Source organism: Alcaligenes sp. NLF5-7 (assembly GCF_024266725.1).
GTDB classification, from domain to species: domain Bacteria; phylum Pseudomonadota; class Gammaproteobacteria; order Burkholderiales; family Burkholderiaceae_B; genus Alcaligenes; species Alcaligenes phenolicus.
In genome coordinates this window covers 1,920,911-1,935,708 of the sequence record NZ_CP100755.1, presented here as the reverse complement: position 1 = coordinate 1,935,708, position 14,798 = coordinate 1,920,911, and the positions used below count along the sequence as shown (strand labels likewise).

At 58.3% G+C, this 14,798-nt stretch carries 14 protein-coding genes; 11 read left to right on the top strand and 3 right to left on the bottom strand.

The window, feature by feature from the left end:
• Positions 1 to 256 precede the first annotated feature (256 nt).
• The 5 genes from coxB to MID00_RS08970 all read left to right on the top strand — a co-directional run bounded on the left by coxB (position 257) and on the right by MID00_RS08970 (position 4,383).
• Entirely contained in the window at positions 257 to 1,417 is a 1,161-nt protein-coding gene (coxB, locus tag MID00_RS08990) for a cytochrome c oxidase subunit II (RefSeq protein ID WP_009457497.1), read from the top strand.
• 75 nt (positions 1,418 to 1,492) lie between these two features.
• Positions 1,493 to 3,100, top strand: coding sequence for a cytochrome c oxidase subunit I (gene ctaD / locus MID00_RS08985; RefSeq protein ID WP_009457496.1), 1,608 nt, complete (start codon positions 1,493 to 1,495; stop codon positions 3,098 to 3,100).
• A gap of 17 nt (positions 3,101 to 3,117) precedes the next feature.
• Entirely contained in the window at positions 3,118 to 3,231 is a 114-nt protein-coding gene (locus tag MID00_RS08980; RefSeq protein ID WP_009457495.1) for a cytochrome oxidase small assembly protein, read from the top strand.
• A gap of 1 nt (position 3,232) precedes the next feature.
• Entirely contained in the window at positions 3,233 to 3,457 is a 225-nt protein-coding gene (locus MID00_RS08975) for a DUF2970 domain-containing protein (protein ID WP_003805158.1), read from the top strand.
• Between the two features lie 50 nt (positions 3,458 to 3,507).
• Positions 3,508 to 4,383, top strand: a complete 876-nt coding sequence (locus tag MID00_RS08970; protein WP_009457487.1) for a cytochrome c oxidase subunit 3 — start codon at positions 3,508 to 3,510, stop codon at positions 4,381 to 4,383.
• Between the two features lie 44 nt (positions 4,384 to 4,427).
• Here MID00_RS08970 and MID00_RS08965 read toward each other — a convergent pair whose 3' ends face one another.
• The gene (locus tag MID00_RS08965) at positions 4,428 to 4,634 is read right to left on the bottom strand and encodes a twin transmembrane helix small protein (RefSeq protein WP_009457485.1); all 207 of its coding nucleotides are present in this window, start codon (positions 4,632 to 4,634) and stop codon (positions 4,428 to 4,430) included.
• Between the two features lie 28 nt (positions 4,635 to 4,662).
• Here MID00_RS08965 and MID00_RS08960 point away from each other — a divergent pair, with 28 nt between their 5' ends.
• The 4 genes from MID00_RS08960 to cyoE are packed head-to-tail and all read left to right on the top strand — an operon-like array spanning position 4,663 to position 7,986.
• Positions 4,663 to 5,445 carry an SURF1 family protein gene (locus MID00_RS08960; protein ID WP_254500195.1) on the top strand — a complete coding sequence of 261 codons (783 nt, stop codon included), beginning with the start codon at positions 4,663 to 4,665 and terminating at the stop codon, positions 5,443 to 5,445.
• Between the two features lies 1 nt (position 5,446).
• A complete protein-coding gene (locus tag MID00_RS08955) occupies positions 5,447 to 6,076 on the top strand; it encodes a hypothetical protein (protein WP_254500194.1) in 630 nt (209 codons plus the stop codon).
• Between the two features lie 4 nt (positions 6,077 to 6,080).
• Complete coding sequence (locus MID00_RS08950; protein ID WP_022983661.1) at positions 6,081 to 7,154, top strand: heme A synthase; 1,074 nt, start codon at positions 6,081 to 6,083, stop codon at positions 7,152 to 7,154.
• Positions 7,093 to 7,986, top strand: coding sequence for a heme o synthase (cyoE, locus tag MID00_RS08945; RefSeq protein ID WP_022983662.1), 894 nt, complete (start codon positions 7,093 to 7,095; stop codon positions 7,984 to 7,986). The genes MID00_RS08950 and cyoE overlap by 62 nt, the downstream gene beginning before the upstream one ends.
• Before the next feature lie 43 nt (positions 7,987 to 8,029).
• On the opposite strand, the gene MID00_RS08940 is transcribed toward cyoE, so the two are convergent.
• Positions 8,030 to 10,654: a cation:proton antiporter gene (locus MID00_RS08940; protein WP_022983663.1), complete on the bottom strand. Its 2,625-nt coding sequence runs from the start codon at positions 10,652 to 10,654 to the stop codon at positions 8,030 to 8,032.
• 283 nt (positions 10,655 to 10,937) lie between these two features.
• Between MID00_RS08940 and MID00_RS08935 the strand changes: the two genes are divergently transcribed.
• Entirely contained in the window at positions 10,938 to 11,375 is a 438-nt protein-coding gene (locus MID00_RS08935; RefSeq protein ID WP_060185486.1) for a DUF2946 family protein, read from the top strand.
• 98 nt (positions 11,376 to 11,473) lie between these two features.
• A complete protein-coding gene (locus MID00_RS08930) occupies positions 11,474 to 13,525 on the top strand; it encodes a TonB-dependent copper receptor (protein ID WP_254500193.1) in 2,052 nt (683 codons plus the stop codon).
• Positions 13,526 to 13,776: 251 nt separating this feature from the next.
• Here MID00_RS08930 and rpoH read toward each other — a convergent pair whose 3' ends face one another.
• Positions 13,777 to 14,673, bottom strand: coding sequence for an RNA polymerase sigma factor RpoH (gene rpoH, locus MID00_RS08925; RefSeq protein ID WP_009457472.1), 897 nt, complete (start codon positions 14,671 to 14,673; stop codon positions 13,777 to 13,779).
• Positions 14,674 to 14,798 lie beyond the last annotated feature (125 nt).

Here is a 14,798-nt window from a genome sequence, read left to right as displayed (position 1 = left end):
AGCCTTGTCCCATTACGGCTTTTGTAGCGTTTAGTCCAACCTTGTCTTCTAGGGACATACCCTGCCCTTGAAGGCTAAAGCAAGTTCTATATAATTTCCGTGAACAGATAAGCTACTAAAAACTTCGAGCGGACCAGCACTTAGCTGCGACAAGCCCGCCACTGCAACACAGCAGTTTCTTCCAGCGTTGGATTTTTCGGAGCGTTGACGCAGCCGAACCCCGGTTTGGCATGGCAACACCAAAAGAGGGACAACAATGAAGATGTGGAGAAGTTTATTTGCTCTGACCGCCTGTTCGACGGCAGGGCCAAGCCTGGCTCAGATCACCCACATGGAGGGTGGTCCCCGTGTCAATCAGCTCAATTTGCATAACGGGGTTACCCCCATCGCCCAGGACATTGCCTGGCTGCATTGGATGATGCTGATCATCTGTACCATCATCTTTATTGGCGTGTTCGGCGTGATGTTCTATTCCATCATCCGGCACCGCAAGTCCAAGGGCGCGATTGCCGCCCGCTTTCACGAACACCTGGGTGTGGAAGTGGCCTGGACCATCATCCCTTTCCTGATCGTGATCGGCATGGCACTGCCTGCCACCAAAACCGTGGTGGCCATGAAGGACACCAGCAGCGCCGACCTGACCGTCAAGGTCACTGGCTATCAGTGGAAATGGGGCTACGAGTATCTGGACGGTCCGGCCACGGGTGTGAAATACCTGTCCAACCTGTCCACCCCGCGCGCCCAGATTGAAGGCCGCGAACCCATTGGCCCGAACTATCTGATGGAAGTGGACAAGCCACTGGTGGTGCCGGTTAACAAGAAAGTGCGCGTCATGCTGACGGCCGAGGACGTCATCCACTCCTGGATGGTGCCCGAGTTTGGCGTCAAGCAAGATGCCATCCCTGGCTTTTTGCGCGATACCTGGTTCCGTGCGGACAAGGTCGGCACCTACCGCGGTCAATGCGCCGAGCTGTGTGGCAAGGACCACGCCTATATGCCCATCGTGGTGCAAGTGATGGCGCAAGAAGACTACGACAAGTGGGCCCAGGAGCAGAACGACTTGATGACTGCCCAGGCCGACGATCCCAATAAAGAGTGGACCAAGGACGAATTGACCGAGCGCGGCAAACAGATCTTTGCGCAGAACTGCGTGGCTTGCCACCAGGCCAACGGCAAGGGCGTGCCCGGCACCTTCCCCGCTCTGGATGGCGATACGAAATTTGTGCTCGCCCCCAAGAAAGGCCAGATCGACACGGTGTTGAATGGTCACCCTGGCACCGCGATGGCCGCCTTCCGCAATCAACTGACCGATGTACAGATTGCTGCGGTCATTACCTACACACGCAATGCCTGGGGCAACGCTGGCAAAGGGCCTGACCCTGTCGTGATGCCCGCCGACGTCAAGGAACAGCGCTAATTTTGCGCGCGCCGCCTATCACACTATCAATCTATCCCTGACTACGGCCAGGGGGAGTGCAGCAAGGAGTCAAGCATGAGTAGCGTCACCGTCGACCATGTAGCGAACCCGAGCGGACATGATGATCACCATCATGCCCATGCCACCCCTAGCGGCTGGCGTCGCTGGCTGTTCGCCACCAATCACAAGGACATCGGGACCATGTACCTGATCTTCTCCTTTGTGATGTTGCTGGAGGGCGGCGTGCTGGCCTTGCTGCTGCGTACCGAACTGTTCCAGCCGGGCCTGCAGTTTTTCCGGCCAGAGCTGTTCAACCAGTTCACCACCATGCACGGCCTGATCATGATTTTCGGCGCGATCATGCCGGCTTTTGTGGGCTTTGCCAACTGGATGATTCCGCTGCAAATTGGCGCATCGGACATGGCTTTTGCCCGCATGAACAACTTCAGCTTCTGGCTGCTGCCCGTAGGCGCGATTCTGTTTACCGCGTCCTTCTTTGTGCCTGGCGGCGCGCCTGCCGGTGGCTGGACCATGTACGCCCCGCTGTCCTTGCAAATGGGACCAGGCATGGACTTCACGATTTTCGCGGTCCACATTCTGGGCGCGTCCTCCATCATGGGGGCCATCAATATTGTGGTGACGGTATTGAACATGCGCGCGCCTGGCATGACGCTGATGAAAATGCCGCTGTTTTGCTGGACCTGGCTGATTACCGCTTATCTGCTGATTGCCGTGATGCCCGTGCTGGCCGCTGCCGTGACCATGCTGCTGACGGACCGTCACTTCGGTACACACTTCTTTAACGCCGCCGGTGGTGGTGACCCGGTTCTGTACCAGCACATCTTCTGGTTCTTCGGTCACCCCGAGGTCTACATCATGATCTTGCCGGCCTTTGGCATTGTCTCTGCCATCGTACCTGCCTTCTCGCGCAAAGCCCTGTTTGGCTATGCCTCCATGGTGTACGCCACCGCCGCCATCGCGATTCTGTCCTTCCTGGTGTGGGCCCACCACATGTTCTCCACGGGGATGCCGGTAACCGGGCAGCTGTATTTCATGTATGCCACCATGCTGATCTCCATTCCGACCGGGGTGAAGATCTTCAACTGGGTAGCCACCATGTGGCGCGGCTCGCTGTCCTTTGAAACGCCCATGCTGTTTTCCATCGGCTTTATCTTCGTGTTCACGATTGGCGGCTTTACCGGCCTGATCCTGGCCGTGGCCCCGATTGATATTGCGGTACACGACACCTATTACGTGGTGGCCCACTTCCACTATGTGCTGGTGGCCGGATCGCTCTTTGCCCTGTTTGGCGGTGCCTACTACTGGCTGCCCAAATGGACCGGCCGCATGTACAACGAGCGTCTGGGCAAGATCCACTTCTGGTCCACCATGATCTCGTTCAACGTCACCTTCTTCCCGATGCACTTCCTGGGTCTGGCGGGCATGCCACGTCGTTATGTGGACTACGCCGGTCAGTTCACGGACTTCCACCAGATTGCCACCATTGGCGCCTTCTGGTTCGGCCTGTCGCAATTGCTGCTGATCTACATCGTGATCCAGGCGGCGCGTGGCAAGGGCGAAGTGGCCAGCGCCAAACCCTGGGAAGGTGCCGAAGGTCTGGAGTGGACTGTTCCATCGCCCGCTCCGCACCACACCTTTGAAGTACCCCCTGTCGTCAAGTAACACTGGAGGAACGCCGTATGACCCCCGAACAACGCCGTCGCAACCGCCGTCTGGGATTGCTCCTGGCCGTGTTCGTCATTGCCGTCATGGCCTGGACCTTTCTAAAAGGCAGTCAATTTTTAGGACAGTGATATGGATGACGATTTTCGGGACCTCACACGGCGCAAGCTCAGTTTTTTCCAGACATTGAAAGCCATTGCCTGGGGTTTTTTTGGAGTCCGTCGTGGTCGTGACCATGAGCAGGACATTGCCAAGATCAATCCGGTCTATCTGATTATTGCCGCCTTGATCGCCACGGTTGTTTTCGTTGTGGGCCTGATTATGGTGGCCCGCTGGTTCATTGGTCAGGCCAGCTGAACCCTGGCCGGATACTGCGCCCCAGGGCACATGACCCGAAGGAGAACACTATGCATGTCGAGACTACGGCTCACCCGTCCAAGGCGCCGTATTACTACGTCCCCGGCTTGTCGGGGCATCCGGTACGCGCCAGCCTTTCCCTGTGCCTGACGCTGTTGGGTGCGGCGACCTGGATCAATAACTGGCCGGGCGGCTTCTGGGTGTTTCTGGTCGGGATTCTCAGCTTCTTGCTGGTGCTGTTCTTCTGGTTCAGCGACGCCGTGCGCGAGTCTGAAACGGGTCTGAACAGCACCCGTGTCGATATCTCCTATCGCTGGAGCATGTCCTGGTTCATCTTTTCCGAAGTGATGTTTTTTGCGGCCTTTTTCGGGGCACTTTGGTATACCCGCGAAATTGCCACGCCGCTGCTCAGCGACCTGGATCACCGCGCCCTGCTCTGGCCTGACTTCACCGGCACCTGGCCAAATCAAGGCCCGGCGGGCACTGTTGCTCCTTTCCAGACCGTAGGCCCGCTGTGGCTGCCTACGATCAACACGGCCTTGCTGCTGACCTCGGGCGTCACCCTGACCATTGCTCACCACGCGCTGCGAGCCAGCAAGCGTAGTAGCGCTATTTTCTGGCTGTTCATGACGGTTGCGCTGGGCTTTGCCTTCGTGGCCTGCCAGGCTTACGAATACATGCACGCCTATGCCGAACTGAACCTGAAGTTCACTTCCGGCGCTTACGGAGCCTTGTTCTACATGTTGACGGGCTTTCACGGTTTTCACGTGATTATCGGTGCCACCATGCTGACGGTGATGCTGATACGGCTGATGCGCGGGCACTTTACCGCCGAGCACCACTTTGGTTTTGAAGGGGCCGCCTGGTACTGGCACTTTGTGGACGTGGTGTGGCTGGGCTTGTATCTGTACGTGTACTGGTTCTAGGCATTCATGCTCCAGGCCCGTGTCTTCGGGCCTGGATTTTTACTTCAAACCAAAGGCACGCCAGTGCTTTCAATCCAACCCAGATGATGGGCCAGCAACACAAACAGAAACAGGGCCACGGACAAGCCCACTCGCCAGGTCAGGGCATAGGCCATGCGATTGGAATTACCCCGGTCCCGCATCAAATACACCAGGGCCGAACCCAGCGAAACAATAATCCCCAGAAACACGATCAGGACTAGCACACGCATTACGTCTCCCCCGCTTCAGGTTGAATGGATGTCCAGCAACAATTCTCGTTCTTCTTCGACTCGATCCCTGCTTGCCCTGGTTTGTCTGGGTTTGCTGATGCTGCTGTTCATTAGCCTGGGGCGCTGGCAACTGAGCCGCGCGCAGGAACGTCAAAGCCTGGCGCAACAAATGGAACAAGGCCGCCAGCAAGCTCCCCTTCATATTGATTCCCAGGCCAGCCTGGATAAAGGTGCCTTGTGGCAGTCTGTCGCGGTGCACGGCTCCTGGCGCAGTGAGTTAACTGTACTCCTGGATAATCGCAATTTCAAAGGTAAGCCGGGCTACTGGATTGCCACCCCTTTTGTGCTGGATGAGGGCGATTTGGCGGGCTCCAGCCTGCTCGTGCTACGTGGTTGGCTGGCTCGCGTACCGGGGCAAACCCCTAGCGTTCCGGCTGCTCCTTCCGGCTCCGAAACCATTTCCGGCGAGTTGATGGAGCGCGTACCGCGTCTGTTTGAGCTGGGTAGCAGCCCCTTGCCTGCACACTTGCCCGACCCGTCTGGCACGCCCCCCGTCGTGCAGAACCTGGCCCTGGAAGATCTGCGCAGCCGCATTGATCTGCCTGTGCTGCCGCGCGTGCTGGCCCAGACGGCTCCCGCTTCGGAGCTGCAAACCAATTGGCCCGACCCGAATATCGACTTTGAAAAGAACCGTGGCTACGCACTGCAATGGTTCGGTTTTGCCCTGATTGCCCTGTGTGCCTGGATCGGTGTAGCGTGGAAATGGCTGCGACGCTCCAGACTCAACTCTGCCCCTACAAGGAAAACCTGACGTGGACACGACTCAACCCCCTACCCGCCCGCGTTCCATGACTCCGCTGTATCTGCTGCTGGCGATCAGTCTGGCGCCGGTACTGTTTGCACTGGCTGCCTACTACATGCCATCACTGGGACTGCGGCCAGACGAGAGCAATGCCTACGGCCAGTTGATTCAGCCTCAACGCAGCGTGCCTGAACCTGCCGCACTGCCCCTGCGCAATCTGCAAGGCGAGGCCTTTGATCTGCAATCGCTGCGAGGCCGCTGGGTGCTGGTCAGTGCCGATGAAAGCGCCTGCCCCGAAAGCTGCGTGCGCAAGCTGTTCATTCTGCGCAACTCCCACGCCAGCCAAGGCAAGAACGTGGAACGCCTGGCACGCGTCTGGTTTGTGACTGACCAGGGCCAGCCAACCGAGCAAATTCTGGAGGCCTATCAAGGTACGCATATGCTGCGCGCCGATCCGCGCCAGCTGGCCGAATTCCTGGCCCCTGAAGCCACTGGCAAGGCCCCTGAACAAGCTGTCAAAAATGGCATGTGGATCATCGACCCCAATGGCAATTTGATGATGCTGTTCCCCGACGATGCCGACCCGCTCAAGGTTCGCACCGACATTCGCAAACTGCTGAACAATTCACGCATCGGATAAGCTCATGGCCGATATCCGCCAACGCTACCGCAAGCTGGTTTACCTGACTTGGTTCCTGACCCTGGACCTGATCATGTTCGGCGCGTTTGTGCGTCTGACAGATTCGGGCCTGGGTTGCCCGGACTGGCCCGGTTGCTATGGCAAGCTCACGCCGCTGGGCGCGGGCGCACATATCGAACAAGCCTATCAAGCCATGCCCTATGGCCCGGTCAGTTGGGGCAAGGCCTGGATTGAAATGATCCACCGCTACGTGGGCGCGGCTTTGGGCATGCTGATCATTGCCATTGTCTGGATGGCATGGCGGCATCGCCATACGCTGGGGCATTCGGCCAGGCTGGCGGCTTTCACCTTACTGGCTGTGTGCGTGCAAGGGGCCTTTGGTGCCTGGACCGTCACTCACAAGCTGATGCCCATTATTGTCACCACTCACTTGCTGGGTGGCATGAGCGTACTGGCCTTGATGACCTGGCTGGCCGTGCGCGAAAACCCAGGACCGCCAGTCTCACCTGTAACCCGCCGTTGGCGACCCTGGCTGATCGGGGCCTTTATCCTGCTGACGATTCAGATTGGTCTGGGTGGCTGGGTCAGCACCAACTACGCGGCGCTGGCCTGCATGGACTTCCCGCAATGCCACGGTCAATGGATACCGGAGATGGATCTGCACGGCGGGTTCTCGCTGTTTCGCGCGTTGGGCGAGCTGCCTTCCGGTGAGATGATTTCCCAGGCCGCGCTGACCGCCATCCATTGGGTCCATCGCAATATGGCCTTTCTGGTGTTTCTGGTTCTGGGTTCCGTTGCGTGGAAATTACGCGCCGATCCCATCTTGCGTCGCCCCGCGACTTTGGTGCTTTTGCTGCTGCTGGCCCAGCTCATCACGGGGTTAACCACGATCTTTTTCCAATGGCCTCTTTTGATTGCCGTCCTGCATAATGGGGGAGCTGCCGGTCTCGTTTTATGCTGCGTCACCCTGTTGGTACGGCTTTCCCGCAAGTCGACTGTCCCCCAAGGAATACAGTATGACAAACACCGCTACCCTGGCTCCCGCCTCGCTCCTGCGCCAGTATCTGGTACTGACTAAACCCAGAGTCACCCAGCTGGCTGTTTTCTGTGCCGTTATCGGCATGTTTCTGGCTGCTCCCGGCCTGCCCGATCCGGGCACCGTGGTCGCGGGTACGCTGGGCATATGGATGCTGGCGGCTGCCGCCTTTGCCATCAACTGCCTGATCGAAAGCCAGATTGATGCCCGCATGTTGCGCACCGCTCGGCGCGGTACGGCACGCGGCACCATTACCCCGCCGCAAGTGCTGGCCATGTCCGGTTTGTTGGGCGGCATGGGCATGCTGGTGCTGTATTACTGGGTGAATCCGCTGACCATGTGGCTGACCTTGGCCACCTTCATTGGTTATGCGGTGATCTATACCGTGATTCTCAAACCCCTGACCCCACAAAACATCGTGATCGGCGGTTTGTCCGGTGCCATGCCACCTGCTTTGGGCTGGGCCGCCATTGCCAACGCCGTACCGGCTGAGGCCTGGTTGCTGGTGCTGATCATCTTCATCTGGACGCCGCCGCACTTCTGGGCCCTGGCGCTCTACCGTCAACACGACTACCAGCGCTCCGGCCTGCCCATGCTACCCGTCACCCACGGCAAGACCTTTACGACGCTGCATGTGCTGCTCTACAGCTACATCCTGATGGCCTCCAGCCTGCTGCCCTTTATCATCCGCATGAGCGGGCCGTTGTACCTGGCTGCGGCTATCTTGCTGGGCGCACGCTTCATTCAATACGCCCACCAACTGCACCGCAACTACAGCGATGAACTGTCTCGCAAGCTGTTCCGCTTTTCCATTATTTATCTGGCGGTCTTGTTTGGGGCATTGCTGCTGGATCACTGGGTGCGCTTGATCTGATCACGCCCAATAAAAAAGCGAGCCATGATCGGCTCGCTTTTTTTTATGCCTGTCCCTCGGGGGGCTGCGCCTGTCGTACCCAGTCCGGGGGTAAAGGCGGGCCGACAAAACTTTCTGCCTCGCTCAAGGCATGAGCCAAACCAAACAGCGGTGGCAGTTCCTCATGTTGGCGTTGGCCGGACTCGAACTCCTGCCACACTTGATACGCGCGTTGGCGCTGTCGCACCACGGCCTCGATCTTTTCACTGAAGATGGGATCTTTGCCGCGCAAGGTATCGAAATCACGCTCAGTCAGCATCAGCAAGCGGCTATAGCCCAGGGAGCGCACTTCACCAACGTGGTCGCTATGTTCCACGACATTGACTTCACCAATCGTTTGCCCTGTCCCCAGTTCCACCAGGCTACCATCAGGCAAAGTCAGCTCCAGCGCCCCGGACGCCACAAAGAACATGACACGCATGCCACCATAACGAAGATGAATTTTCTGGTCTGGCAGCGCCAGACGTGGGCGTAAACGTCGCGCCAGCTCCTTCTTGGCTTGCTCGGAAATGCCATCGAACATGGGCACCTGGGCAATCAGTTCCATGGCGCTCATGGTCATGTCCAGCGTGGGACGCTCGTCCAGATAACGCCAGCGTTGTGTGATCTGCTTGACCAGATCAGCGTACATCTCGCTGGTAATCAGAGAGTGGGACAACATGGTGCGGTAGTGGGCGCGTTCTTGCGAAGCGGCGACGCGCGCCAAATAGGACTCTTGCAGCCACTGCGCGAACACCGGGTATTGCAGCGTCAAGGAATGCAAAGCGTCTTCCAGTTGAGACAGACGCAACTTGTGAGCCTGCACAATCGTGCCCGTAGCCTGTTGTCCCAGTAAAGGAGCCAGCTCGGTTTCGGCAAAACGTATCAGACGCTGGGCCACCGAGCGCTTGGCGATCAGGTTCGAGAAACGCTTGTCCAGTTCCCGCACCAGCCAGCCTTGCAGGCCAAACAGATAGTGCAAGCGCAAAGCAGACCGGAAACCTCGAGAATAGCGCAAATCATTGGCAATGGCGGCCTCGAAACCGGCCAAACCAGCCAGACGCACCGTATCGTTCATGCGTTCGGCGCGGCTCAACAAGGACTCGGCGGTTTTCCAATCCACAATCTGCGATTTCAGCAGTTCGTAAAACAGCTCCACCTCGCGGGCCGACAGAATCGCCATCCCCATTTTTACTTTCTGTGCTTCGGTCAGGCTTTGGATCTGGCCGGATGCCACACCGGCCTGACTGGCATCGAACACCGTACACAGGCGCTCGATGACCTGTGGCTTGATCTGCTCTTGCCGACCCAGTTCTTCGGTCTTGTCGCGCAGCTCTTCCAAGGCCAGACTCACCGCCTGATCGCGCAAGTGGCGCTCCAGCGGGGTCAGCTGATTCAGGCCTAAACGACGAATCAAGGGGCGTAAACTGATCCCGTTCACAAACAGGGTCAGCAACACAAAGCCCGTGGTGGCCACCCCAATGAACTGGCGCACATCATGCGGAATGGCGTGCTGTTCCGTAACCGCCAGGGCCAGTGCCAGGGAAACAGCGCCACGCAGGCCGCCCCACAGAATCACCACCCGATAGGGGCGACTGACTCGGGTGCCAAAGCGGGTGCGCCCCAGCAAGGGCAGAACGGCAAACACCATAACGGCCCGTGCCAGCAAGGTCACCACAAACAGCAAGGCCACCAGGCCGATCTGCATCCAGGTGATTTCAGCCATCAGGCGTGGAATCAGCATGGCGGCAAACAAGAAGATCAGGGAGTTGGCCAGAAAACCCATCTGGGTCCAGGAGCTGCTCAGAAGCTCGAAGGTCGCAGGCGACATGCGGGTGCGGCCTGTCGAGCCCACCACCAGGCCGGAAATGACCGTGGCGACCACACCGGAGACGCCCAGATAGTGCTCGGATACAAAAAAGGCCAGGTACGCCAAGGCAATGGTCAGCGTGACTTCAGCAGCCGGCCAACCGCGCAAGAGCACAAACAGGCCGCTGGCCAGACGACCCATCAAGAAACCCGCGACACCACCGCCGAGAAAACTGAACAGGAAGCTGCCCAACACCTTGCTGCCACTTAATTCCCCACCCCCCGTCAAGACTGCCAACAGCACGGAGTACAAGGCAATGGAAGCCGCATCGTTAAACAGAGCCTCGCCTTCCACCAAGGTAGACAAGCGTTTGGGTGCACCCACTTCACGGAAAATGCCCACCACGGCCACAGGGTCCGTCGTGGCCACAATCGCGCCCAACATCAAACAGACCACCAGACCATAAGACGAAGCCGCGTTCAAGGCGTAGCCAACGGCAAAGGTACAGACCACTACGGCCACGATGGCCATCATCAAGATGGCGCCGATATCGTCGAGCAGGCGGCGCAAGTTCATGGCCAGCGAAGTCTCGAACAGCAGGATGGGCAGGAAAGCGTAGAGAAAGGTCTCGGAGGAGATGTCAAAGGCCTGCAAGGTATCCAGGAAGTCGGACACCATCTTGGGCGCCCAGGCATGCAGGTGTAGCAAAATGCCCAGCGCAAAGCCGATCAAGGCCAGAAGTACGGAGTACGGCAGTCGCAAGCGTCCAGCCAAAGGCGGCATAAAGGCAACCAGCCCCAGCAGGCCTGCCAACCCAAAAACAAACTGCCCAATCTGCATCGCGACATCCTTTGTCATCGGCATTGAGTCGATCGGCATGTACATACGCATTCAGGCATGGGCAGGCCAGATCGGCACGGAAAATCCCCCCGCTTTCCGCATGAATCAGAATAGCGCCTTTTTCCGGACACACAGCCGCCGAATTATCTTTTTCTCGCAAAATTTACGTTTTTTGGCCTATGGACCCGCATTCAGAAACACAAATGGACGGTGATACGGCGGCAAGCCAAAATCTGCGCCAGCGCAAGTTCACGTCTGACATAACTCGTTATACTTTCGCATCATGAATTTCCCGCGCACCTTCCTCGCTGCGACTCACTGGCCCCATCGTCTGGGCCTGTGCTTGTTGTTGCTGGCTGTGGTGCTGCGCGGCATGGTCCCTGCGGGCTATATGCCCAAGCAGACAGATCAGGGGTATGCGCTGGCCTTCTGTCTACCTTCAGGACAAAGCCTTCCCCCTGAAATGATTCAGCACTGGGCGGCCTTGTTAGGAGAGGACACCACGTCCCATTCGGACGAGGCTACCACCAGCGCCACCTGTCCGTTCTGCGTCATGCTGCAAGCCGCATTGACGCCCGCGCCGATTGCTATCGTCACGCCTTTGAGCCTGGGCCAGTTCCGGCCCTTGCTGCTTCCCCCTCTTAGCCCCGCTCTGGCGCAGGCCTTTATTCGTGGCCCGCCTGTGGGGCAACGCGCCCCACCCTCTCTTCTTCCTGCCTGATTCCCCGCGTTCGGCTCTGCCGCCACGCCTTTTCTCCTTTGTTGCCATCGCCCAAGCGGGTTTGCCGCTGGACGACGGCTGCTCTTCGGAATTTAGTCATGAAGAAATTAATAAACCCCGGCCTGATCAGCGCCGGTGTGCTGGCCTGCGTGCCTTCTATTGCCCTGGCCCAATCCACCGTTATTGAACAACTCAGCCCTATCGTAGTGACCGGAGTGGCTCCTGAATCCCCTTTGCAGTTCAGCACCAACCCCAAACTGCCCCGCCTGCCCTTGCCTGCCAGCGACGGCACGGACTACTTGAAAACCATTCCTGGCTTTGCGGCCATTCGTAATGGCGGCAGCAACGGGGACCCGGTGCTGCGCGGCATGTTTGGCTCGCGTCTGAATGTGCTGACCAATGGCAGCTCCATGCCCGGTGCCTGCCCGTCACGCATGGATGCGCCGACCTCCTACATTTCGCCCCAATCCTTTGATGAACTGACCATCATCAAGGGCCCTCAAAGCGTGCGCTGGGGCCCGGGTGCTTCTGCCGGAACGGTACGCTTCGAGCGCAAAGCGCCCGGCTTTACCGAGAACGACGCCACGCTGGACGCCAGTATTCTGGGCGGTTCGGCTGGCCGTCACGCAGGCAATGTGGACTTTGCGGCTGGCAATGCCTCTTACTATGCCCGCCTGACTGCCAATCAAGATCGCGCTCAGGACTACAAGGACGGTGATGGCGAACGTGTGCCCTCGCGCTGGAAGAAATGGAATACGGACGTCGCCATTGGCCTGACGCCGGATGCCAATACCTTGCTGGAGCTCAGTGCAGGCACAGGCGACGGCTATGCCCGCTATGCTGGTCGTGGCATGGATGGCACAAAATTCAAGCGTGAAACCTTGGGTCTGCGTTTCAAGAAGGATATGCACGAAGGCGTGCTGCGCAATGTAGAGGCCCAGCTCTACTACAACTACGCCGATCACGTGATGGACAACTACGGGCTGCGCACCTTCAAACCGGGAGGAGGCATGTCCATGCCTATGGCCTCCAATGTGGACCGCCTGACCTGGGGTGGCCGTCTAAGCATGGACTGGGCCTTGAGCGAGGACCTGACCTTGACCACAGGTGCCGATTTGATGCGCAGCCGCCATCGCAAACGCAGTGGCATGGGCATGCAGGACTACCGCGATCAGGATTGGGTGAAAGATGCCGAGTTCGACAATATTGGTCTGTTCACCGAAGCCCGTTGGGACCTGAACGACGCCAGCCGTTTGATTGGTGGCGCACGTCTGGATTGGGCCAGTGCCCGCGACCTGCGACCCAGCCTGGGCAGTGGCATGATGAGCAAGCCCAACCCCGGTGCGAACGAGCGCCGTAGAGAAACCCTGCCCAGTGCTTTCCTGCGTATCGAGCATGATCTGGATTCCCTGCCCTTGAGCCTGTACGCCGGTATTGGCCATGTCCAACGCATGCCGGACTACTGGGAGCTGATTTCCCCGGCCAGCGGCCCGCAAGGTAGCGCCAGTGCCTTCCTGGGCATTCAGCCTGAAAAGACCACACAGCTGGATTTTGGTGCTCAGTACAAGGATGAAACGGTCTCGGCCTGGGCCTCTGCCTATATTGGCCAGATCCAGGATTACATCCTGTTCGACTACCTGCCCGGTGGCATGATGGGCATGAAAACCCAGGCCAGAAACGTCAAGGCCCGCATCATGGGTGGCGAATTGGGTGCGGACTGGAAAGCGACGCCCAACTGGACTTTGGGCGGCAGCCTGGCCTACGCCTGGGGCCGTAACAGTACGGATGGCCGAGCCCTGCCGCAAATGCCCCCGCTCGATCTGCGCCTGACAGCGGATTATGTGCAAGGCCCCTGGTCTGCCGGCGGTGTCTGGCGCATTGTAGCCAAGCAAAATCGCTATTCGCAGGGACAAGGGAATGTGGTGGGTTACGACTTCGGGCCTACAGGTGGTTTCAGTACCTTGTCGCTGTATGGCGGCTACAAGATCAACCGCAATCTGTCCCTGACTGCCGGTGTGGATAATGTGTTCGACAAGACTTACGGCGAACACCTGAATCTGGCCGGGAACAGTGGTTTTGGTTTTGGCGCAGCAAGCCGCTTTAATGATCCTGGCCGCACCGTCTGGCTGCGTGCCGCTTTGACCTTCTGATCGATTTTGCCTACTGGGTCGGGCTGACTCGGCAGGCAAAACAGCTGAAAAATCAGGACAAAAAAAAGGGACACCTAGCTGGTGTCCCGTAAACATCCGCTTCAAAAGGGAGGGGAAGAGGAGAAGCCGAAGCGGATGCGCAAATGCCGAATTGCATAGGTGGCAAAAATCAGCAAATGTATTGTTTAGTCCGCGAAAATCAGCTTAAGTTCTTCGGATTCCCCCAAAAAGTTGTAACTCTTTAAAACGACTCAAGCCGCAGGCGCCAAGGCGACGCGCAGCTTCTTGAACGCCGCCACTTCGATCTGACGGATACGCTCTGCCGACACGCCGAATTCGGCGGCCAGATCGTGCAAGGTGGCACCGCCATCGTCCTGCAACCAGCGGGCGCGCACAATGCGCTGCGAACGCTCGTCCAGCGTGTCGATCGCTTCTTCCAGGCCGCTGCCTTCCAGCATATCCTGGGCACGACGCTCCAGCACGCGTGTGGGTTCCTCGTGTCCTTCATCGGACAGGTAGGAGATAGGCGCGAAATTGTCATCGTCGTCGTTGGCCGGGGCTTCCAGGGCCATATCGTGACCGGACAGACGCACTTCCATCTCGCTGACGTCCTGAGGACGCACATCGAGTTCACGTGCAATCGCGTCTACCTGGGCCGTATCCAGCGTTTGACCGTCCGGACGCATGCGGCGCAGATTGAAAAACAGTTTGCGTTGGGCCTTGGTGGTGGCCACTTTCACCATGCGCCAGTTGCGCACGACATATTCGTGGATCTCGGCCTTGATCCAGTGCACGGCAAAGGACACCAGACGTACACCGCGATCGGGGTCAAAGCGTTTGACGGCCTTCATCAGGCCCACGTTACCTTCCTGAATCAGGTCGGCATGCGGCAAGCCGTAACCCAGGTACTGGCGGGCAATGGAGACCACCAGACGCAGGTGCGACAAAATCAGTTCACGCGCAGCATCCAGGTCATCCTGGTCGCGCAGGCGCTGACCCAGCTCGGTTTCGCGTTCGGCGCTGAGCATGGGCAGGCGGTTAACAGCAGAAATATACGCTTCGATCGTCCCCAGTGCGCCTGGATTAGACACGGCGGCGACGAGTTCATTACCAGACGTCAGGGCCAAAGCGTTCGCTTGTTGTGTCATGGAAAATCCTTCAAAAGTCAGCCGGCGAGAGCACTAAACAAGGCTCTCAAACCGCAGAAAACGTATTTCAACAATCATTGAGTTTAGCACTCGATGGTCTGGAGTGCTAAAAATTTCGAGTACAG

Bases quoted from the DNA above. Each gene is read 5' to 3' on its own strand.
- MID00_RS08960 (WP_254500195.1), top strand. From the start codon at position 4,663: ATGTCCAGCAACAATTCTCGTTCTTCTTCGACTCGATCCCTGCTTGCC.
- MID00_RS08935 (WP_060185486.1), top strand. From the start codon at position 10,938: ATGAATTTCCCGCGCACCTTCCTCGCTGCGACTCACTGGCCCCATCGT.
- MID00_RS08940 (WP_022983663.1), bottom strand. From the start codon at position 10,654: ATGCAGATTGGGCAGTTTGTTTTTGGGTTGGCAGGCCTGCTGGGGCTG.
- cyoE (WP_022983662.1), top strand. From the start codon at position 7,093: ATGACAAACACCGCTACCCTGGCTCCCGCCTCGCTCCTGCGCCAGTAT.
- MID00_RS08980 (WP_009457495.1), top strand. From the start codon at position 3,118: ATGACCCCCGAACAACGCCGTCGCAACCGCCGTCTGGGATTGCTCCTG.
- MID00_RS08975 (WP_003805158.1), top strand. From the start codon at position 3,233: ATGGATGACGATTTTCGGGACCTCACACGGCGCAAGCTCAGTTTTTTC.
- MID00_RS08950 (WP_022983661.1), top strand. From the start codon at position 6,081: ATGGCCGATATCCGCCAACGCTACCGCAAGCTGGTTTACCTGACTTGG.
- rpoH (WP_009457472.1), bottom strand. From the start codon at position 14,673: ATGACACAACAAGCGAACGCTTTGGCCCTGACGTCTGGTAATGAACTC.
- MID00_RS08970 (WP_009457487.1), top strand. From the start codon at position 3,508: ATGCATGTCGAGACTACGGCTCACCCGTCCAAGGCGCCGTATTACTAC.
- ctaD (WP_009457496.1), top strand. From the start codon at position 1,493: ATGAGTAGCGTCACCGTCGACCATGTAGCGAACCCGAGCGGACATGAT.
- MID00_RS08965 (WP_009457485.1), bottom strand. From the start codon at position 4,634: ATGCGTGTGCTAGTCCTGATCGTGTTTCTGGGGATTATTGTTTCGCTG.
- MID00_RS08930 (WP_254500193.1), top strand. From the start codon at position 11,474: ATGAAGAAATTAATAAACCCCGGCCTGATCAGCGCCGGTGTGCTGGCC.
- coxB (WP_009457497.1), top strand. From the start codon at position 257: ATGAAGATGTGGAGAAGTTTATTTGCTCTGACCGCCTGTTCGACGGCA.